Origin of the sequence: Chryseobacterium indoltheticum (assembly GCF_003815915.1) — a bacterium.
Classification (GTDB): Bacteria; Bacteroidota; Bacteroidia; order Flavobacteriales; family Weeksellaceae; genus Chryseobacterium; species Chryseobacterium indoltheticum.
In genome coordinates this window covers 1,789,067-1,808,681 of the sequence record NZ_CP033929.1, presented here as the reverse complement: position 1 = coordinate 1,808,681, position 19,615 = coordinate 1,789,067, and the positions used below count along the sequence as shown (strand labels likewise).

Sequence of the window (19,615 nt, the reverse complement as noted above, 5' to 3'; positions counted from 1 at the left end):
TTTTAAATTTTGGTATTTTCTTTGACAACCAATTCGATTTCCTTGTTGATTTTTCTGAAGTTCGTCATCAGAACATCTTCTTTCCTGTCACTTCCTGTCAGATCTTTAAAACAATAGCAGTCAGGTATTTCGACATAATTATTTTCCTCTTTATATATCTCATTCATATCAAGATTTATTTTTCCGCTGATTGCCGACGTTCGATATTCTTCACCTTCATTGGCATCATCTCTGGCAATAATTCCGACCATCTCGCCTGTTTTCAGAGCCGCTATTTTTCCTGCGGGAATCATAAAATCCAGTTTCTCATTAATGCTTGTTGTTGTCCCCTGCTGCGATATGGATTGAGAATAGCTTTTTTGCTTGATCTTTCCGAACATTTTTTCCATCCAGTCCAACGTATTTTTATCTCTTGCAGATCCTGAGATAATGTTTCCGACAATGGCAGAGATCGTATCGGCAACTTCTTTTTTGTAAAACTGTCGAAGCTGAGGAATTTCCTGCAGTCCAAGCAAAACAGCTACTTTGTTGCTTCTCGCGGTGGCTACAACATTGTCAATCTTATGGATATAAATAGTCGGAAACTCATCGGCAATAATACCACCGGGTAAATTATGCTTGGAATTGATCAGTCTCAAAGTCCTGTTTAAAACTGCGGAATACAAAGCGGAATTGATATCCTGCGTCCTGGGATCGGAAGCGAGAATAAGGATTGACGGATTATCTTTATCAGTAATTTTCAGTTCCACCTCATCACCAGAAAAAACCCAGAAACTTTCCTTAGTCGCCAATCGCGAGAGAAAGATTTTCAACGTTCCGATCTGCCCTTCCAGTTGGTCGAAAGCTTTGTTGTCATAGGCAGTTTTAAACGGAGACAGCAAAGAAAAAATTTCCTCGTTGGTAAAAAGCAGATCAAAAATTTCTTTGTAGCTTCTGTTCATAAACGAAAGAATATGAGGCAGATCGGAAAATTTACCATTCTCGTACTTCGCAAAAAAATAAATGCTCGATGAAAGAAAATTGATGGCAGACTGCGTAAAGAAAGCTTCCGATCCACCGCCCGAACTTGCTCCTCCTTTCTGCAAAGAAGAAACCATCGATTCTGCCATTTCCTGGGCTTCAGCCAATGTCCGGATATATTCTTTTTTCAACGGATTGACCCTTTTCGACTTTTCAATCTGATTGAGATTGATCACATGAAAATGATGCCTGTAATTTGGATCTGCGGATTTCCTAAGCAGAAAATGATAATAGGCAATCTGAGCAAGATCCGGAAACTTAAAATCGTAAATACAAAGACAAAAACCTTTCGCAACCATCTGACGAATCGCAGGATTGATCACTCCGAAAGATTTTCCCGAACCTGGTGTTCCGATGACCATCGTCCCACGGAAAGGGTTCAGATTGATCCATCCTTTATTTGTCTTCTTGTAATATCTGAACAAATAGGGAATATTTACCGAAGTATCATTCACAACAAGCGACTGATTTTGTGCAAAGCTCTCCTCTTCCGTGTTCCAACGATCCTTTCCCATCTTCTGTTGCATCAGTTTCGAGATATTGTCCGCTCCCATCTGTCCGACCAATGCGCCCAAAAACGACAATAGTGCATAGACGATCTGATAGAGATTCAACGGTGGAATTATTTGGGGGAGTTCATTATTCTCAGCTTCGTTCAGAAATATCAATGAGCCGAAAATCATCATCAATCCAATTAAGATGGGTACGATAATATCCTTTGCGATGTTCAGATCCATCTTCTTCTTTGCCCTCGTCCCGATTGCGACCAACGCAATTAAAAGCAAGGTGGTAAATTTTGCGTTGACGGGCGGATAAAAAAATCCGGTTTTGGAAAATTTACCCAGCAACTCAGAAACAACAGGAATCTTTGCACCCAAAAAGAACAGGGTGGCACAATCCAGCAAAACGATGAAATACACCATTTTCTGAAAAAAACTGTAAATTCTGATTTGATTTTGCTGCTCCTGCATGGTCTAAAAATTAAAAGGTGTCTGCATTTAAAATATCGGAATACTTGATACTCATTTCTAATGCTCTTCCCCAGAGCTGTTCTTCAACAAGACGGATCTTCAATACCTTGCTGTTGGGATAAGTAAACTTTTTGAACACGTAAATGTTTCTGAAGTTTTTCGTGAACTGTTTCTGACCGTACAGCCGAAAGACAGGACGGATATCAATACTTTGATTGTTGGTGGCTTTGTAGATTTTCTTGTCCTCAATCGAAAATGTCAGCCCGTCTATATGATACCCGAGATTGGAGGAGTTTTGAAAGGTCATATCCAGAAAAATATAATCGTTGACTACATAGACATTGTTCACCTGCATTCTCAGTTTCAAATTTTCATATACACGAAGGGGTTTTCCAATGATCTTTTTTTTCAGCACATCCATGGAAAACTGACGTAGTTCAAAATTTGAGAATCCGATTTTGGGATATTCCAGAGTTTGCATATCCTCAGGTTGAATCTGAATAAAGGAGACCGCATCACTTTTCTCATCCGAAAAATTGACTTTGTATTGTGTCATGAAAGACTGGCAGACGACGGTGATTACTCCCAAATCGTCTTTGCAAATTATTGGATCAATAAAAGTCGAATCTTTTTCGTTATCCTCCGTAATCTTCACTCTTGCAATATTTTCCGAAGGCAAATCACCGGTAAGAAGAGCGGTCGAAAGATCAACAAATTGAATAGGTTCGGGTGAAATGATATGGAGACTGATTCCTTTTGAAATATTCAATTCCCTGAGACCTGCCACTTTTTTTTCACCTACCGAAGTTTGAGCATATACAACACAATTGAGGAATATGGTGAGCCCGGTTATTATATTTCTGATTAAATTTTTATTTATTGTCATTTTGTTTGAGTTCTTTGTCGTTGATTAAGAATAGGTAAGAGTTGTATTTAAGCTTCGCTTTGTTCTGTCTGATCAGGTTAGAAATGGTTTTGGATGTGGAACTGAAAAGTTTCGAGGCCATGCTGCTCATAAACCCTTCCCCACCGCTGTCCATGTTTGTTCCCTGCACTGAATTGCTGCCCATTTCACGCAGCATCTCACGAAAATCACTTTGCGGAACATACAATCCCTGCATCCCGTCCATATCGTAAACAGAGAGATTAATAGGTAATATTTCGCCATTGTTTAAAATTGAAACCACATTCAGATTCACCCTCTGCAGAGAAAATCCCGAGATCTGCCCGTACAGAAAACTTCCTTTCGAAATTTTGTGTCTTCCCACTACGATATCTTCAAGCAACCTGAACCGAATCCTGCTTCCCAGGTAGCCTTTTAAATTTTCATCGATGACCGCTTTGACAAATTGGTCCTCCTTTTTGCTTGTCAAAGAATTAAAGCTTGGGTTCAGTGATGATTTGTTGACCCGAAGTGTGGAATTTAAAAACGTGGTCATTTTCTCTTGGCTGTTCTTCAGTTTGTTTTCGGCTTCCAGTGCAGCCTGATACTGCGGATCTCTTGCTTTCTCCAAAGAGTCCATCATCAGCATCTGCTTTCTCAGTATTTTGGTCGGATCATTTTGCTCCTTTTCCAAAGATCTAACGGTTGGCGTTTTTTTAGCATTTTTCAAAATTTCTTCTTCTCCGAGACTTTTGCCGTTGAGCATCCGTATCATTTCGGCAGATCGCTGAAAATCCTTCTCATCGGAATTTCGGTGGTCTCTTCCGTCGTAATACAATTTTCTGTCATCGATCCCCGCTCTGCTGCTGTTGAGACCTCGAATAAGCTTTAAGGAATCGATATATCTTTTCTGATCAATGTCGAGATTGTCGGAATAGTTTTCAAGACTGTCATTTTCTTTATCCAGCCCTTCTAGCATCGACCTGCCGTCTCCTTTTTCGAAAAGTCGCTCATAGGCATCATTTTTCGATAGGATCGAGTCCTGAGTGTCCCCCAAAGAAAGCGACAGATCCTGTTTTCCCACAGACATCGTTTTTTCTTTTCCCATATACTGCGATGCCGCAAAAGCAATCAGAATAATTACAGGCAGTACGATCAACGGAAAAATATACTTGGGTTGCTTAAAATTTATTTTGTTAATGTCCATTTTTCAGATGTTGATATTTGTTGTACAGATATTCGATACGGAGGCTGTCGTTTTTTGTCAGAGGTCCGTTTTCCCTTTTGCTTTTGTAGCGTTGAAGTTCATTGACCACATTTTCCATCAGCTGATCTTGTTTATCCAAATCAGACTTTGACCGGTCGCTCTCCGAATAGAGATTCGGAACCGCAAAAGATTTTTGAATTTTCGGTGTGAAAAAGTAATACTGAATAAAAGGAAACGAGAATGACAGTATCAAAGTTCCCATCAGATAGGTGTACACCAATTTCGGGCGGGCATAAATGCGATCCCTTATTCTCAGAAATTGCAGCTTGAAATATTCATATTTTTCTGTCATCACTAATAAGATTTGGGTTTGTTGGACATTTCTGTATTGTCGAGAATTCGCCAGTTTTTCAACAGCACACCATGCGGATTGTTCGGACTTCTGATCATGTCTTCAAAATTTCCTTCAGTAATCAGTCTACGGATGATCAAAGAAGTTTTTCTGTTGATCATCTGAGTTCCGTAATAGATAAATTTTCTGCCGGGAAGGTCAAGTTTGATCGAATCCCCGCGCACGGTAACCAGAGAATTTCCGGAAATAATCTGATTGTAAAATCCTTTCTCCCTTAAATTGGTGTATTCCTTTTTCCCGCTGTCATCGATGAGGTAGAGTGACTTTTCCACATTTTCCTTGATGTACCGGTCATCAGGTGCGAGCGTAAAAAAAAGCCGGTGAAAAAGTTCGATTTGCGATCGGTATTCAACCGGTCTGTTCAGCAGCTCATCGGTTTGTTTGACAAGAATCGGCACCCCGTTGTCGATCACATAAAGGGATTTTCTGGAATCCCTCACCAGTTGATACGCTGTTACAAATCCTGCAATCACTACGATAACGGCAAATACAATGGCTGCAACAGAAACCGCTTTGTTGATCTTTATTTTTTGTTCAATGTTTTTTACAAGCATTTTGAAAATATTTCAAGATTAAAATTGTTGATATATCTTTTATTTTTTCGAAGTCATCGTTCTGACAGACTTTGCGATTTCCTTTGCAGCTCCCGCAACTGCAGCAGAACCACCCGAGGCAACTGCCGCAGCAGTTTTACCCGCAGCCTTTCCGGCACTTGCCACAGTTCCCCCGGCAGCTTTTCCTTTGCTCATAATTCCTGCACCCCCTGCTGAAACAATCGAATCCGCAATGGACGGAACCATCAAAATGCCTATTCCCGTGATAATATATGCCACCGCCGGAAACAATGCGGTGTACATCATCCCGCTGTTTTGAACATAAACCCGCAAAGTATTCATATCCGCCACTCCGGCATCGTTGATCAACAATGCATACCGGTCGAGCTCCATTTGGTAACCCGTCATAATAATCTGTTGTCCGATGTTGATGATCGTGTAAGAAATAAAAGTGTACAAATTGATATTGATAAACTTCGTCAACCAATTGTTGAACGAGTTTTCAAATCCCGGAATCAATGATATTCCGACCGCAAGAGGCCCCAATACAATCAAAATGTAAATCCAGATCTTCTGAATAAAGAATATCAGATAGGTACAGACTCTTAAAATAGTAAGGGCGACCGCTTCGATAATCTCCGACAGTGTTTTCTGTATTTTAAACTCCATTTTCATATACCATTCCTTGACGGGAGCCAATAATTTGTCCGCATCGATATCAAACCAGCTGTCGTCGGCTTTCGTTTCGAGTTTCTCCAAAGTTTCCTGTTTGGCATCCTCTTCCGCCTGGCTCTTGATCAGGATATCCAAAATCTGATTTTGCTTTTTGAACCTTTGGACCCGCAGATCATTCGCATCCTTTTCGATATCTTCGAACAAAGCCATTCCCGGTTCTGCCAAAGATTGCAAGGGGTACTGGATCATCCCGGTAAAGGCACTCCAATACATCAGAATAAAAGCTATAATGGTGGGTCGGATCAGAGGAGTCACTTCCCACGGCCGAGCACCCTCCTGCATCTGCCAGCCCAGGTATCCCATATAGCACAAGGCACCAAATCCACCGATGGCCTGACCCAGCATCACCGCACCGGCTGACTGCGCGGCCATGGTTGTGTCGAGCTTCGTGAAAACCTCCATGAACCACTTTTCAAAAGCACCGTCACCTTTAAGGAATTGCAGCAATTTGTTGTAGCTTTCCGTCTCCCCCGTCTGCCCGAAAACAGCCATGGGTAAAAAGACCATCATAAGACAAATTGTCAATGTCAAATATTTGTTCATGATATCAATATTTGTTGTGATAGTGAGCCATAATGCTTTGCACAATCTGTACATCTGTCTGCGATCGATGAGCTTGCATACCCGATTTCAAAACGGTCAGAAGATTTTTATAATCAAGAAAAAGAGTGTTCTTTTGATTGAAAGATCTCAGCTGTTTTAAGAATTTCCTCCAGCCTGCAAGCGTTTCGTGATACATCAAAAAACGTTTTCCTCTTGGCATATCCAATGTTCTTGATTTTTCGTACTGATCTTTCAACAAATCCAGTTTTTCCTGAAGGTTGTCGATACTTCCGTTCGATTTCATGGATTGATAGGTCACATCATCTTTAATTCCCCACTCTCCAAAACTTTGCGGATGCACCGGAAACTCCTTCAGGGGCTTCAGCATTTTCTTGTAGTACAAAAGCCAAAGCGGATCGGCATCGACCGTAGCGGAAGTCCAATTTGCAAAGTCCTGTACGTTTCTTTTGTAAATCGTATCGGATTCTTTTTTTACTTTCTCGGCATACTCCTGTTGGATCTCCAGTTCGGCCAATCGTTGCACCTCGATTCCTGTAGGTTTCAGTGGTCGAATATCATCCCCGTCTTTATAATCCCTGTTGATCGAAGGTGCCATCCATCCCCACACCGTGGCATAGGCAAAATTGGTCTGAACACCCAGGACATATTTGGGGTCGGGCTTAAAATTGCCCCAACTCTCAAACACCATTCTTTTGTGCTGAGCAACAATTGCAGGATCATTCAGTCTCTTTACCGTAAACTGACCGAAAGCAGACGCCGAAGTGTTAAGAAGGACGATGGCAATTAATTTTGACAAACTTTTTTTCATGATGATTAGTTAAAAATGTATTTGAACTGCTGAATAATATCGGATACGATCATTTTGTCCAGATTCACATAGGTGTTGATCTTGGGAATCTGATAGATATAGGGAATGTCCATCGCATTTTTGAGCCTGATCTTGATACATATCAAATAGCCGTTGATCATTTGCGCCTTCGTTGAAATATTTCTGATCAGCTTTTCTCGATCGTAGGGATCCATCAAAAAATCGTTGTCCTCCCGGAGAATCTCCTCAGTCAGCTCAGCCTGCATTTTAATGAGTTCCTCCGTTGCGCCCTGATAAAATCTTGTGAGCAACACTGCATATTGCGGATATTTTGTGGTCAGCTGATAAACCTCTCCGGCATTGTTTCCGATCTCCGCAAACGTTTTGGACAGATAATACATTCTTTTCCCCTGCTTGATCGCCATGTTGACATTCACCAGTTTGTCATAGATAAATTGTTGTATGGCAATGACCTGTGCAATTTTTCGATTGACGTCGTCATACATTTCTTTTTGCTTTTCATAAGAATTCAGAAAAGCTTCGTTGCTTGCCAGTCTCACCGCCTGATTTTTTGTGATCTGAGCCAGCAACTGCTCATTGATAACGACGGAGACAACTGAGGTAGACTGCGAGCTGACTCCTGTAAAACCTCCGAACAGAGCCAGTATGGCTGTTAGTTTTTTCATAAAATTTGATTTAGAAATGATTGATAATTTCCTGAATGATCTGTTTGTCTTTGTTGATATAGTTGAGAATCTGAAACTTGACCCATGCAATTTTCTGTTTCAGATCCCTGATTTTCATGAGCATAATTCGGGCATCCAAAGTCAGCTGTTTCACTTCCTGTAGGGCGTATTCCAACAATATTTTGCGCTCCGCTTTTTCCATCTGGTTGATGGCTCCGTAAGAAACTACAATGCCGGTCAGAAGCCTGACGATCATCTGCATATCATCGACAAATTTTATTTCTGCCGGTAAGATCGAGGCAATGGCGTAAGGCGCCGTCTGAATTTCCGCAAGGATTTGCGACTGAAGCTCAGAAATTTTCTGACTTTCCAGATAGATAACATATCCTGTGGGAATGGCCTGCATCGCAAAATCCACAATCCGAAGTCTGTCCTGAATTTTTGCGGTCGTCTCCTGGAATTTCTCCCATTGCTTTTTGTTGACATTTTCCGAAGCAAGATTGGCAACCTGCCGGTTCTTCATTTCTTTCTGACGATCATGCTCTTCCATGGTGTGCCTTATTTCGAGATTCATCATCGGAAAAGAAACATTCTCTTTCTGCCATGGCGGCGTGGATGATCCGCCGCTGGAAGTCCCTACGATATAAATCGTAAAAAGCAGTACCGAAAGGAAAACTTTGTTTTTCATTGCACTCACATTTTTTAGAATCAGAATCTGTTCTTGTACGTCCACATAATATTTTCCACAATACTTTTATCCGTATTCATATATCCCTGAAAAGGATTGACGGACTGCCACCATCCCAGTCGTATGGCTCTTTCGATATTCAACTTTGTACTCAGAAGCCATATTTTAAGCATGATTACATTCTGCGACACCGAAAACAAAAGCCTGTACCGGTCTCCTGCCGTAGCGAGATTCAGCTCACCAGACTGTAAAAGATCCGATACATCGGTTGTCAGTTTAACCGCCTGCTGATACGTTTTCTGTGAAGCCTGCGCTCCGAATACCGCATACTGAGGTTTGTTTTGAGTGAGTTCGACAATATCTCCCGAATATTGGATACAGCGATTGATCTCGTTGTAAATATCCACGACCTGGATTCCGTTCCTGAGGGTTCCGGAAACTTCCTGCAAACCTTTCAGCAATTTATTCTGAATCGAATTGGCGACCGCCATTTGCGAAGCAACCAGAGTTTGAGCCTGTTGAAGTTTGCTTTGCTCGTCAATAGTTTTGTTCTGCCTACTTTTGAGATTTTCCGAATACAGGATCATTGCTGCCGTGACGGTAGGATCGATATAGGTATTTTGTGCACAACAGCAGGCTCCTATCGCCAGAAAAAGACAAATACTAAACTTTTTCATATCCGTATTTTTTAGTTGCAATAATTTCTTTAAAGGTCAGACCTGATTCCTGCATTTCACTGACGGTCATTTTCAATATATTCACGTCTTTGAAAATTGATTTCATTTTACGATAGTAGCCGAAAACCTCATCATCCATCGGTTCTTTATACAAATTCACCAATGCAACCATATCCTCCATTTTGTCACCGAAATTTTTCAAATCCCTGACAAACCATTTCAATGCTTCCTCATAGTTCACCGATTTTGCCACATAGTATTCTATCGCTGTCTTCTCAGGTTTTTCCGTTGTGTAAGTCAGGTACTGCTCCAGTGATACTTCGTTTCCGTATACCTCCCCTTTGGAACCTCTTTTCAGATAAAATTCTTTGAAACGGCTTCTCCCGAACTTATTGTTGAGATTGTTGATCGTGAATATTTTGTTTTGCTCCACTTTGTTGAGAGAAAGCAATGAAGCGATCTTGTCAAAATTGTCTTTGAATTTGGTCTGATCCAGAAGGATGAACGTATCGGAGTTGTTGATGATACTGTCTTTCACCACGGGATTGCCGATGATGTCGTCCAGTTCCTGCGTTACCACAATGGCCTCGCCCCAAAATTTCCGTACTGTTTTATAGAGGTACAGTATATATCCTGCCATCAGTTTTGAAGCGATAGCCTTCCAGGCCTCCTCAATGATCAAAGCTTTTCTGCGGTCTTTTCGCAGTCGCATTTTCTGGATGAAAGTATCCATGATGATCAGTGTGACAATAGGAAACAGCTTGGGATTATCCTTCACATTGTCTATTTCAAACACAATAAAAGGTTCGTAAAACAAAGTACTGTCGGCATTTTGGTTGAGCGTCGTACCGTATCTTCCCCCTTTGTAAAAATCCTTCAGAACAAACAGAAAAGTCCTCAGTTTAAATTCCGATTCGTCAATTCTGTGTTTTTTGTTGTTCAAAAATATCGGCAGGAAACTGTCGCAGAAATCATAAAATGAATTAAAAGAAAGCTCGGGAACTTTCAACCTTTCTTCAAGATCCTGAATTTTCCGAATCAATGCCGTTCTGATATCATTGTTCCAATCATCTTCATTCAAAGATTTTTTTATCACATCCTTATCGGTAGCAAGAATCGTTAAGGTTTCATTGTAAGCTCTTCTTTTCACGTCATCACTCAAAATATCGTACGCCTCAAAAACCTTGTGAAATTTCTCCGAATCATACTCAGGATTGTTGATGTTTTTGTCGGGATGATGAATGGCGATCAATTTTCTGCCCTTCTCTCGAATCTCCTCTGAACTTGCATCAAAAGGAAGTTCCAGAATATCGTAGTAGGTTTGACTTTCCGAAAATTCTTTCTCAAGACTTTCTTCAATATCCTCCTCATAAATATTGTATTTTCTCAAATATTGAAAAAGCTCATCTGACGTTTTCTCATCGTACCAGCGTGTACCGTTCTTAAAATACCGATGATAGTATGACATCAATGCATTGTCGATAATTGACTTTTGGGTTGAACTCATGGTGGCATCGGCACCCTGCCAGATCAAAAAAATCAGATTGGCAAGAAACTCGAGCTTTTCTATGTTGAACTCATCTTTGCTCATCAGGAAAGGATTCATCGTGATGGGTTTCTCTTCAGTATACTGAATGTATCTTCCGTTGCAGTAAGAACACAAACCCGAATAAGAATCGCCCGTATCCACGATCACCACATCATAGTTGTAAGTCAGATCCTGCTCAACGATATTGTTCATTAAAAATGATTTTCCGCTTCCCGAAGGTCCAACCACAAACTTGTTCCGATTGTTAATTCTGCCGCTTTTCATCGGCTGATCCGACGGATCTATATTTAAAGGCACGCCCTGCCTGTCCGTGAATCGCAGATAAAAATTGGAATCCTCATTCAGCGGGTAACTCTCTTTAAAAAAAAAACACAAGGCCGCTTCGCTTGTTGTCGTGAAAAGATCATATTCTTTAAGTTCCACCGCATTGCCGGGAATACAGCATCGAAAAAGCTCCAGCTGATTGTAGGAATTCTGTGATACAATAATGCCTTTCATGAAAAGTTTGTTTTCGATCAGAGACTGAGTTTCTTCCATTTTCTCCTGAGAATCGACCGAATAGCAAATCGAGAAGTGGGCATCCACAATGAGCTGCCCATCCAGAGCAATATTATGAAGCAACTCTTCAATCTCATCCGCAACAATCGAATTGGACAGCGAATTCTTCGCAACCCCTTCGTGTTTCTTTTTCTTCTTTTCCAGTTCCCTCTGTTTCGAAGACTGATGAGGGATCGAAACAATCTGATTGTAAACAATTGTACTATACTCTTCGAGCTCATTGATAAAAGTGAAATTGTCAACTGCCGTTTCGGATGCCGAACCGCTTCCGCCCAAAGTAGAAAAAGTTTCAATCTCCGAAGGCAGATCGATCTTTTCGACATCCACAAAGCTGATCGTTTTAACGAATCTTTTACCGATGGTCAAGTGTTCCCGGGTAGCTTTGATGTTGTCCTGCGAAGGTACTTTTGTGAAATTCATGGACAGAATTCCGCCGATGTAATACTCGAGATCCTTCTCCTTCAAAAAGCAGGGCTGCGAATTGCTTTGAGAGAGCAGCATAAAAATTTTCCGGCACTTGTCCCTTAAGTTTTTGTATCCCCTCTCCGAAAAAACATACCTGCTTTTTTTGTTCGAATGATCTGCCGCTTCCGAAAACAAAAGAACGGTGTCGATCGTTTTAAACATTCTGCCATCGAAATGCTCAGAATATTTCTGCTGTAAAAATTCCTTTGAGTCTTCAGCTTTATATTCCTGTTTGCTGAAAATGTCGATTTTTTGCACCACATGATTTTCACCGATGATGGCGATGACCTGATTCAAGACCGTATGAAATTGCAGATACGCATCGGGATCTGCAGAGTATTGTTCCACATTGTTTTTGATCTTGATGCCGATGATCGGATTTCCGAACTGACCGATCAGAACATCGAAATTCCAGTTGTGCCTGTCGCCGTAATCGTAACCGACGAAAGGAATGTCAAATACTTTTTTCTTTAGTTTCATTTCAGCGTTTGTTTTTGTTTTTTAAAAGTTTGGAATTGTCAAATTTCTTTGGCATCACATGCAGCTCAGTATCATTTTTTGTTTTATTGTACAATCCTTTTTTATCCTGCATTCTGAAGCTTAACCAGACTCCCGCTACACCCAATGCTGCTCCTGCAATGGTTCCGAAAATTCCAATCAGGGAGGACAGAACCGCCACGGTCACAAGACCTCCGACAGCAGAACCCATTGCGTAATAGATATATTTGTCCTTCAATCCGAAAAATACAAGGGGCTTTTTCAACCCCTTATAAAGAAAATAACCCATTAGAACATGGCATCGATAAAGGTTGGAACGATCAGAAGGAAAATACAGGCACCACCCCAACCGACAATTTCTTTGTTGATGTCCTGATCACCGTTCGTCCACTTGTTATAAATTCGGACACCGCCCACTGTACCGACAATTCCGCCTATGGCGTAAATAAGAAGTTTGAGATCGGCCATATAACCGCTGATTGTCGAAGCTGCGTTTCCTAACGCTGCACTTCCTCCTGCCTGAGCATAGGCGGGAGCTACTGCCAATAAAACGACAACCGCGGTCAACAGCCTTTTCATTACATTTTTTTTGTTGAATTTCTGATTCATGTTGAATAATATTAAAATTGATATTAGAATTATTTCGTCGTGTTTAAACACAGAATACCCTGCAACACTTGTCTTTAAGTGTTGACTTCCCTATTTTTAGAATTGAGAAAAACGGGCTTACATCATCGACTGATATATTTTGTATCCGTCGGGATGCGCAATAAGCTGCACACTGGTTTCGGCAAGATTCAGGAGATTTCGAAATTTCTCACGGTTCGCCTGAACTGAAGAAACAGATGATTTTTCGGCCTCCGGCATCTCGGTATCCCGCTTAACTGAAGCAGACCACTTATCCGAATTGTCTGCAGATTCGCTCTGCAAAACAACCACAGGTTCAAAAGAATCAATGTTCTCCTCCGCTTCAAACCGTTCTCTCCAATATTCAAGATCATATCTTTGCCCGGGTGAATCGGGCTCGGCAAACAGCTCTTTTTTGCTGAAGGAGCTTGGAGTCCTGAGGTTTTCGACATCTTCAATCCGAATAACTTTCAGGTCTTCCCGATACTGCTCTGAGAACTCTGCCAGTGAGAACTCTTCCGAATCATCGCTTTTTGCGATGTTCTGTTTTTTTACAAAGAGATCGTAAGCAATGTTTCCCAGATAGTATCCTGCATAAACGAGCAGAATGATCAAAGTAAATTTTCCCATAGTGTATTTTTGTTCTTTGAGAGTCTGCCGGCAGAACCTTACAGCTCGATATTTATAGTTTTGTTGATGTATTCAATCAATTCGTTGAAGGTATTCTTCACCGCGTATTTTTGCTCATAAGTGAGACTTCTGGTATCAATGGTCTGCAGACAGTTTCTTTTGTAAACAGGACTGTTGACAAGAAATCCGTACCGCATAATTTCTGTGTCCATTGCAGCTTGATTCAAATATTTATATCCTTTGTCATACTTCGATCGTATAAAAATCCGGTCGGCCTGACTTTCAAGCAATCCCAGAAAGTTGACAAAAACCAGAGTTGATTTTACGGAGATATCCGAATATTCAAACGGGATCACAATAAAATCACTGTAGATCAGCAAATCACTGTAATTGGCATCGAGAGCTCCCGCAAGATCGAAGACATTGAGGTCGTCACTCTCTTTCAAATCAATCAATTCCTCAAAATCTTTGAAAAGCTGCTCTTCATTGCCATTCTTCACAATGGTCACCTCATACAATTTTGGAATCTCCAGGACTTCGTCTTCCGTCCATTTATAATAAAATGATTTCTGATCATCAAAATCATACACATTGATCCTTCTTTTCGAATGACCCGAAACATAATTGGCAAATGCGATTGCCAGTGTTGTTTTTCCTGTTCCTCCTTTTTGTGTGGCAAAAGTGATGATCATATCTTTGCTGTTAGTATCAGAATCGCTTTACAAGTCTCCCCTTTTATTCCTTTTTTTTCTCCTTTTCAGTTCATCTTCGCCGGGGTCTTTACCTGTTCCCGAACTTCTCATAAATTCACTCACCATTTCGACAACCGCTTCTCCTACTTCACTTTTGTGATGTTCCTGCCCCATTTGGACCGGTCGTTCTTCAGGACGGAGAAAACTTTGAAAAAGCCGCTCTCCGACCAAAAGTTCAAGCTCTCCCACAAAATGATATTTGGTATGAATTGCATATACCTTCCTGTTATGAGCATTGGTGAAAAAATGTATGTTTTCAACATTTTTTTTTTTTGTCCTTATCGCCTCTTTTATTTCAAACTGCATTTTTCTGTAGGTCATCAAATCCTTTCTTTTGCGGTTTTCAAACAGCATAAAATCTTTGAGACCAAGTTCCGGCTTTGAGATCTTTAAAAATTCAAGCAGACTTTTTTTGATTTCGGCATTCGGAATCGAATAGTCCTTCAGAATTTCAAAGGTTTTCTTGTCCAGTTTGTCTTCGGTAAAATCAAAAACATCCTTCATTTTTAAAACTTCGCTGCCCTTGTACATTCTGCCTGTTTTGTAATCAATCATCGTATAACCAAAAGGCTGACGACCGTCCTTATGATGAAAAACCACGTCGATTCCGAACACGTCTTTCAATTTTTTCTGAAGTTCGCTTTCAAACGAAATCTGCACCTTTGACAGATCAATATCATCAGTGGCGCCTTTGGGAAATTTTGATTCCTCTTTCCTGTTGTCATCCACCATAAAGACCTTGTTGGAACAAATCTCCTTGTACTTTGACAGTATGGCTCTTATCTGCCTCGATCTCTGATCGTTTTTCGCGTGGTCAAAAACAATCCGATCACCTTTAAGAGTGCGCAACACAACACCGTTTCTCATAATTTGCAGCGAATTTTCGTCGATCCTGTCTTTGCTCAGTTTATAACCGTTTCTGTTCAGCAAAATTTCCAATTGCGACAACGAACCTGTTTTAAAACGCAGCAGTTTGTCGAGTTCACTTTCAACGTCAGTGTCGTATAGTTTTTCCATTACAGCACTCAGCGCCTTTTGAGCGGCAAGCCTCTCGTAGCTGTCATCTATTTTTTTTCCCGTAATCTTATCCACTCTTGACGAAACGACATGAATATGGTTGTGATCGGTATCATTGTGAAAAACTGCTATGAACGGCTGTGATCCGTATCCCATTTCAGACATGAAACCTTCGACAATTCCGGTAAGCTCTTCTTTGCTGTGCTCCTGAAATTTCGTTGAAATGACCGCATGAAACTGTGGCTTCTTCACTTTATGACTTTTTGAAACTGATTTCAAGTAATTTCTTACCTCATCCTGACCGCTATCCTGACCGATTAAAGAAGGAAAGTTTTTCATAAGCATCAGTTCTCCCGTTCCCTTTTCTACTTTTTTGTCATTGTATTTCACGCCGCTGAAATCAGAACCCGAAGGTTTGAAAATCTTAACGATCATCGGCGATCAGGGAATATATTTGTTTGAATATTTCATTCTGCTCTTTTTTCAGATCAGCGACTACTTTCAGCTGCTCTCTGAAAACACTGAATTGCGCCTGGGTTATGAACTTTTGACCGTTCACAATCCTGGCCAGTTGATTGATGTTCGTTTCAACTTTTCTGAAAACATTGTCCTGTTTCTCAATGAAAAGCAAAACCTTTCTGCGTTCATCGGCAAAAATTCTTTTTTCCACAGAATCGACAATCAAACTCGTGACAGAAATTTTCCGTTCGGAACAGAGCTTTTTCCAAATCTGTTTTCTATCCTTTTCGATTCTGAAAACAATTTGACTTTCCTTTACGTTTCTCTCCATCATTTACCGCTAAAAAATAGACCTACCTTAACCTGAGATCACCAAAATATTATGGCAAATAAGGCTTGATCCAGTTCGAATATCCCTGCACTTCACCATAGGTGTAGTATTGCGTCGACATTGAATTGAGTGAGCTTTGCGGAATCTGTATGGAATAGTTTTCCAGGAGTGCCGGAAAAAACTGTGTTGAATTTTCCGTATGCAGCAGCACGATCTGATTGGGAATATACCCTATGTCACTGTAAATATCGGGAATGCTTATAAAAGCACTTCCGGTGATCGGGTCAGAATCATACGATCTGTATATCTGAAACCAGACATTGACAATTCCGTTGATCTTTCTGAAACGTACCGCACCTTTCAGACCTCCGAAATTTTTGGTCCCGATCGTATAATTTTTGCTGGCAGTCAGATAAGCGTTGGTATTTCCCCAGAAATTAACTGCGGCCGACCAATTTCCCATCACCGAAAGTCCTGCCGTTGACGTATGATCGAACATCAGTAAAATACTGTATTCGACAGGATTTTTTTCTTTGGAAAAAGACTGCCATACCGTACCGTCAAAATAATACAATCCAGCTTCGGAAATATTAATCACCTGTCCTGACAAACTCGACGGAGTTGTCGTCACAAAAATAAAAGCACCTTTTTTTGCTGCCGTATATGTCTTGGCTGTCAGTTCGTTGCCTGTAATTCTTGGTGGAATAATACCGTCAAAATGATTCTGATCCGAAGGCTTCCCCACAACATCCAGTGTTGCTTCAGGAATTTGAGTATTTATTCCGACCTGCGCCTGAGTTATAAGAGAAATAAATGAAAGAATAATTAGGCTCAATTTCTTCATGATTATTATTGTTAAATCCTGAGACAAAATTGAGCGAAAAAGCTTCACCAAACAACACCCAAAACTCACAACGCATTAAATACGAAGAAATTACATTAAAACAAAATTAAAAAACATCAGAAAAGAATAATTCGGATTACATTGGAATAGCAAATAAAATTCCTAATAAAACGGACAAAGATTCATGAGCCATCTTTAATTAAATGATTTACATATCATCAGACATTCTCTTTTTTTGATAAAGTTTATACCTGAAAAAATTGTAAATTAAATGCTTCAAAAAACTAAAATGGAAGACCATAATCCCAACTTAAAAATGCAGATTCCCAATTTGGGATGGCAGCAGTTTCTGACCGGAAGAAATGAGATGCTTAAAGCCTATGACATTGCTCGCGAACATAGCAGAAAAAGGCAGGTTCAAAGCGGACATGGCCTTGTAGCAGAAGCTGAATTTAGAAAATGGCTCAGCAACTTTTTACCGAAACGATACGGAGTGACCTCCGGCTTTATTATCTCACAGGGAATTCCTAATACCGAATATCCGGTTCATTTTGATGTCATCATTTACGATCAATTGGAATCACCCGTCCTTTGGGTTGAGGGAAGTTCTGATCTTTCCAGGCAAGGTAGATCGCTTGCAATTCCGGTAGAGTATGTGTATGGGGTTATTGAAGTAAAATCTGCATTCAATCGAAAATCATCTAAAAAAGCAGTTAATCAACTGGCTAAACTCAAGCCCCTCATGAGTCGAGTAGAACCGGACAATCAACCGGTCAAACTTTATCTGCCGAAAAATTTCTTTTGTGCAGCAGTTTTCTTTGAACTTAGAAAACAAGATGAAATGGATTTTGTGGCATTGGACGAGCTTGTTGAAGCAACTAAACTCAGAGGATTCAATGGAGGATACATCCTACGGGGTGAAACACTTGAAAATTTGGAAAGCGGTAAACTGACACTGATTGAGGAAAAAGAAAATACTGTTCCAGACAATAAGTCGATGCTCTTCTGGGCTACTTCAAAACCGAAGCAGTTCGGAGACAACAAGTTCAAAAAAATTATGCTTCATTTTTCCGAGACTCACTTTTCTGAATTCGCATTTGACATCATTGCGATGTTGAAGGGAAGCTACAATCCCTACATACTTTCCAGTTTGTACGGTTTCGGGACAACACAATTTGAAAATGGCAGTTCCATGGACATTAAATATTTTAACCCTGAAGATCATAAAAAATTCAATGAACAAAACGATAAATTCTTCAATAATCTAAATTCGGAATAACAATAGGCCATACATAAACATAAATCAGCTGTGTATCAAAACATGCCCATTTATTAAAGTATTTTATTTCATCTTTAAAATCTTGGGTCAACCTTCAATATCAACTTTCAAAAAATGCCATTGCTCTCTTGAAATCCAGTTGCATGTCACATCATTTTTGAAAATAATCGGTTTGTCACGCTTCACTTTCCACTTGTCTGCCCAGCCCGGAATTATTTCCAAATTTGCTGCATAAATAGTTCCGTTATTCAATGTAACTGTTTTTCCGTGTCCGGTCTGTAAAGTTTGAGGATAATATTTGTTGTCGGTCAAGCATATAAATTTTTTAAGATCAAATCCTTCAAAATGTTGCAGTCTCTCTATATCCAATAGGGCGTCATAACAATCAAGATCTTTAGCCCTATTGCTGGCCTTCATAAAACATTTAAGTTCAATTGCAGCTTTTGTTTTTCCAATACCGCAAACTATATCGATACTTTTATTCCCATAATTCGTTTCCATTTCGATTTTAAATGTTTCATCAGGAAAAATACAATACAAGTTTCCCAAATCAAAAATAAGTTTCGATAGGTGAAGTTGTAAAGAAGACTCTTTATTAATCACAAGTTTTCCTGAGATAATACTTTCAAATAAAAGTTTCCATGACAAATCAATGACCTCATTTAGTCTTGTCTTGGTATCAGATGATATCATAATTTACTTAATATTTTTCGATGTTATATTTCACACAATCAATTCCAAAACCTTTCATTCAAGAAGAACAATTACTTTTCATTCAGAATTTGCTGTAAAATAAGAGCAGTTGCTTTTGCATCATCCAAAGCTCTGTGAAATTTAAAGTCTTCTGTTAAATTCATTTTTTCTAAGACTCTCTTCAATGAGATTCCGGATGTAGAAATATTATTTTTTGCCAACCAATAAACACCGAGCGCCCTAATGTCAAAACCTCCACCAACAAAATACTTGTTATAATCAAATCCGAAATGTGAAAATTCTTTTCTTAAGAGCGGTAGGTCGTAATACAATCCCCACCCGGCTAAAGTTGATTTATTCTTTTCTCCATACCAATCTAAAAACTCTAGAATTGCTATATCAAAATACTTTTTGTTTTCAACCATTTTATTGCTGATGTTTGTAATGGCTGTAATCTCAGGTAGAATTGGAAAATGTTTAGGTTTTATTAAAATTGAGAATTCGTCTTTTATTTCAAAGGTTTTCTTGTCTAATTTTACAGCTCCAATCTCTATTATGTTGGTATCATTTATTTCATTTTGTCCAAAAGTTTTACAACTTCCTTCCAAATCAAAAATTACCAAGTCACTCGAAAATTTCATATTATCACTTTACTTATTTAAGTCAGACTTCCACTGATCTTTTATAGCCGGGAATCTGAACCAATTT

The 19,615-nt window shown here is 39.9% G+C and carries 21 protein-coding genes; 1 reads left to right on the top strand and 20 read right to left on the bottom strand.

The genetic code is table 11. The features are described 5' to 3' along the window. Nucleotides 1-2: 2 nt before the first annotated feature. The 18 genes from EG358_RS08555 to EG358_RS08470 all read right to left on the bottom strand — a co-directional run bounded on the left by EG358_RS08555 (nt 3) and on the right by EG358_RS08470 (nt 16,935). A complete protein-coding gene (locus EG358_RS08555; protein ID WP_076561664.1) occupies nt 3-1,991 on the bottom strand; it encodes a type IV secretion system DNA-binding domain-containing protein in 1,989 nt (662 codons plus the stop codon). Between the two features lie 10 nt (nt 1,992-2,001). Continuing rightward, the gene (locus EG358_RS08550; RefSeq protein ID WP_076561663.1) at nt 2,002-2,877 is read right to left on the bottom strand and encodes a DUF4138 domain-containing protein; all 876 of its coding nucleotides are present in this window, start codon (nt 2,875-2,877) and stop codon (nt 2,002-2,004) included. Further along, nucleotides 2,864-4,081: a conjugative transposon protein TraM gene (gene traM, locus EG358_RS08545; protein ID WP_317043430.1), complete on the bottom strand. Its 1,218-nt coding sequence runs from the start codon at nt 4,079-4,081 to the stop codon at nt 2,864-2,866. Before traM ends, EG358_RS08550 begins: the two co-directional genes overlap by 14 nt. Further along, nucleotides 4,071-4,433, bottom strand: a complete 363-nt coding sequence (locus EG358_RS08540) for a hypothetical protein (RefSeq protein WP_076561662.1) — start codon at nt 4,431-4,433, stop codon at nt 4,071-4,073. The genes traM and EG358_RS08540 overlap by 11 nt, the downstream gene beginning before the upstream one ends. 2 nt (nt 4,434-4,435) lie before the next feature. After that, complete coding sequence (traK, locus tag EG358_RS08535) at nt 4,436-5,047, bottom strand: conjugative transposon protein TraK (RefSeq protein WP_076561661.1); 612 nt, start codon at nt 5,045-5,047, stop codon at nt 4,436-4,438. Nucleotides 5,048-5,086: 39 nt separating this feature from the next. Further along, nucleotides 5,087-6,325, bottom strand: a complete 1,239-nt coding sequence (locus EG358_RS08530) for a hypothetical protein (RefSeq protein WP_076561710.1) — start codon at nt 6,323-6,325, stop codon at nt 5,087-5,089. 4 nt (nt 6,326-6,329) lie between these two features. Continuing rightward, nucleotides 6,330-7,154 carry a hypothetical protein gene (locus EG358_RS08525; protein WP_076561660.1) on the bottom strand — a complete coding sequence of 275 codons (825 nt, stop codon included), beginning with the start codon at nt 7,152-7,154 and terminating at the stop codon, nt 6,330-6,332. A 5-nt stretch (nt 7,155-7,159) separates the two neighbouring features. After that, a complete protein-coding gene (locus tag EG358_RS08520) occupies nt 7,160-7,840 on the bottom strand; it encodes a hypothetical protein (protein ID WP_076561659.1) in 681 nt (226 codons plus the stop codon). Between the two features lie 10 nt (nt 7,841-7,850). Continuing rightward, nucleotides 7,851-8,528 carry a hypothetical protein gene (locus EG358_RS08515; RefSeq protein WP_076561709.1) on the bottom strand — a complete coding sequence of 226 codons (678 nt, stop codon included), beginning with the start codon at nt 8,526-8,528 and terminating at the stop codon, nt 7,851-7,853. Between the two features lie 20 nt (nt 8,529-8,548). Beyond that, entirely contained in the window at nt 8,549-9,205 is a 657-nt protein-coding gene (locus tag EG358_RS08510) for a hypothetical protein (protein WP_076561658.1), read from the bottom strand. Beyond that, a complete protein-coding gene (locus tag EG358_RS08505; protein ID WP_076561657.1) occupies nt 9,192-12,257 on the bottom strand; it encodes a TraG family conjugative transposon ATPase in 3,066 nt (1,021 codons plus the stop codon). Before EG358_RS08505 ends, EG358_RS08510 begins: the two co-directional genes overlap by 14 nt. A gap of 1 nt (nt 12,258) precedes the next feature. After that, nucleotides 12,259-12,564: a DUF4133 domain-containing protein gene (locus tag EG358_RS08500; protein ID WP_076561656.1), complete on the bottom strand. Its 306-nt coding sequence runs from the start codon at nt 12,562-12,564 to the stop codon at nt 12,259-12,261. Continuing rightward, complete coding sequence (locus tag EG358_RS08495) at nt 12,564-12,842, bottom strand: DUF4134 family protein (RefSeq protein ID WP_394337949.1); 279 nt, start codon at nt 12,840-12,842, stop codon at nt 12,564-12,566. Before EG358_RS08495 ends, EG358_RS08500 begins: the two co-directional genes overlap by 1 nt. Nucleotides 12,843-13,001: 159 nt before the next feature. Next, the gene (locus EG358_RS08490) at nt 13,002-13,532 is read right to left on the bottom strand and encodes a hypothetical protein (RefSeq protein WP_076561654.1); all 531 of its coding nucleotides are present in this window, start codon (nt 13,530-13,532) and stop codon (nt 13,002-13,004) included. Between the two features lie 38 nt (nt 13,533-13,570). Next, nucleotides 13,571-14,224, bottom strand: coding sequence for an AAA family ATPase (locus EG358_RS08485; protein WP_076561653.1), 654 nt, complete (start codon nt 14,222-14,224; stop codon nt 13,571-13,573). Nucleotides 14,225-14,251: 27 nt separating this feature from the next. Next, a complete protein-coding gene (locus EG358_RS08480) occupies nt 14,252-15,736 on the bottom strand; it encodes a relaxase/mobilization nuclease domain-containing protein (RefSeq protein WP_076561652.1) in 1,485 nt (494 codons plus the stop codon). Next, nucleotides 15,726-16,091, bottom strand: coding sequence for a hypothetical protein (locus tag EG358_RS08475; RefSeq protein ID WP_076561651.1), 366 nt, complete (start codon nt 16,089-16,091; stop codon nt 15,726-15,728). Before EG358_RS08475 ends, EG358_RS08480 begins: the two co-directional genes overlap by 11 nt. Before the next feature lie 49 nt (nt 16,092-16,140). Then, nucleotides 16,141-16,935: a hypothetical protein gene (locus tag EG358_RS08470; protein WP_076561650.1), complete on the bottom strand. Its 795-nt coding sequence runs from the start codon at nt 16,933-16,935 to the stop codon at nt 16,141-16,143. A gap of 289 nt (nt 16,936-17,224) precedes the next feature. On the opposite strand from EG358_RS08470, the gene EG358_RS08465 reads away from it, so the two are divergent. Continuing rightward, on the top strand, nt 17,225-18,214 hold the full coding sequence (locus EG358_RS08465; RefSeq protein WP_123890061.1) for a DUF6602 domain-containing protein: 990 nt from the start codon (nt 17,225-17,227) through the stop codon (nt 18,212-18,214). An 87-nt stretch (nt 18,215-18,301) separates the two neighbouring features. On the opposite strand, the gene EG358_RS08460 is transcribed toward EG358_RS08465, so the two are convergent. Together EG358_RS08460 and EG358_RS08455 are read right to left on the bottom strand one after the other, a co-directional pair. Further along, on the bottom strand, nt 18,302-18,907 hold the full coding sequence (locus tag EG358_RS08460; protein ID WP_076561648.1) for a hypothetical protein: 606 nt from the start codon (nt 18,905-18,907) through the stop codon (nt 18,302-18,304). Nucleotides 18,908-18,978: 71 nt separating this feature from the next. After that, complete coding sequence (locus tag EG358_RS08455; protein ID WP_076561647.1) at nt 18,979-19,548, bottom strand: 3'-5' exonuclease; 570 nt, start codon at nt 19,546-19,548, stop codon at nt 18,979-18,981. Nucleotides 19,549-19,615: the final 67 nt, after the last annotated feature.

Excerpts from the sequence above, each read along its gene's own strand:
- EG358_RS08555 (WP_076561664.1), bottom strand. The coding sequence starts at position 1,991 with ATGCAGGAGCAGCAAAATCAAATCAGAATTTACAGTTTTTTTCAGAAA.
- EG358_RS08550 (WP_076561663.1), bottom strand. The coding sequence starts at position 2,877 with ATGACAATAAATAAAAATTTAATCAGAAATATAATAACCGGGCTCACC.
- traM (WP_317043430.1), bottom strand. The coding sequence starts at position 4,081 with ATGGACATTAACAAAATAAATTTTAAGCAACCCAAGTATATTTTTCCG.
- EG358_RS08540 (WP_076561662.1), bottom strand. The coding sequence starts at position 4,433 with ATGACAGAAAAATATGAATATTTCAAGCTGCAATTTCTGAGAATAAGG.
- traK (WP_076561661.1), bottom strand. The coding sequence starts at position 5,047 with ATGCTTGTAAAAAACATTGAACAAAAAATAAAGATCAACAAAGCGGTT.
- EG358_RS08530 (WP_076561710.1), bottom strand. The coding sequence starts at position 6,325 with ATGAACAAATATTTGACATTGACAATTTGTCTTATGATGGTCTTTTTA.
- EG358_RS08525 (WP_076561660.1), bottom strand. The coding sequence starts at position 7,154 with ATGAAAAAAAGTTTGTCAAAATTAATTGCCATCGTCCTTCTTAACACT.
- EG358_RS08520 (WP_076561659.1), bottom strand. The coding sequence starts at position 7,840 with ATGAAAAAACTAACAGCCATACTGGCTCTGTTCGGAGGTTTTACAGGA.
- EG358_RS08515 (WP_076561709.1), bottom strand. The coding sequence starts at position 8,528 with ATGAAAAACAAAGTTTTCCTTTCGGTACTGCTTTTTACGATTTATATC.
- EG358_RS08510 (WP_076561658.1), bottom strand. The coding sequence starts at position 9,205 with ATGAAAAAGTTTAGTATTTGTCTTTTTCTGGCGATAGGAGCCTGCTGT.
- EG358_RS08505 (WP_076561657.1), bottom strand. The coding sequence starts at position 12,257 with ATGAAACTAAAGAAAAAAGTATTTGACATTCCTTTCGTCGGTTACGAT.
- EG358_RS08500 (WP_076561656.1), bottom strand. The coding sequence starts at position 12,564 with ATGGGTTATTTTCTTTATAAGGGGTTGAAAAAGCCCCTTGTATTTTTC.
- EG358_RS08490 (WP_076561654.1), bottom strand. The coding sequence starts at position 13,532 with ATGGGAAAATTTACTTTGATCATTCTGCTCGTTTATGCAGGATACTAT.
- EG358_RS08485 (WP_076561653.1), bottom strand. The coding sequence starts at position 14,224 with ATGATCATCACTTTTGCCACACAAAAAGGAGGAACAGGAAAAACAACA.
- EG358_RS08480 (WP_076561652.1), bottom strand. The coding sequence starts at position 15,736 with ATGATCGTTAAGATTTTCAAACCTTCGGGTTCTGATTTCAGCGGCGTG.
- EG358_RS08475 (WP_076561651.1), bottom strand. The coding sequence starts at position 16,091 with ATGGAGAGAAACGTAAAGGAAAGTCAAATTGTTTTCAGAATCGAAAAG.
- EG358_RS08470 (WP_076561650.1), bottom strand. The coding sequence starts at position 16,935 with ATGAAGAAATTGAGCCTAATTATTCTTTCATTTATTTCTCTTATAACT.
- EG358_RS08465 (WP_123890061.1), top strand. The coding sequence starts at position 17,225 with ATGGAAGACCATAATCCCAACTTAAAAATGCAGATTCCCAATTTGGGA.
- EG358_RS08460 (WP_076561648.1), bottom strand. The coding sequence starts at position 18,907 with ATGATATCATCTGATACCAAGACAAGACTAAATGAGGTCATTGATTTG.
- EG358_RS08455 (WP_076561647.1), bottom strand. The coding sequence starts at position 19,548 with ATGAAATTTTCGAGTGACTTGGTAATTTTTGATTTGGAAGGAAGTTGT.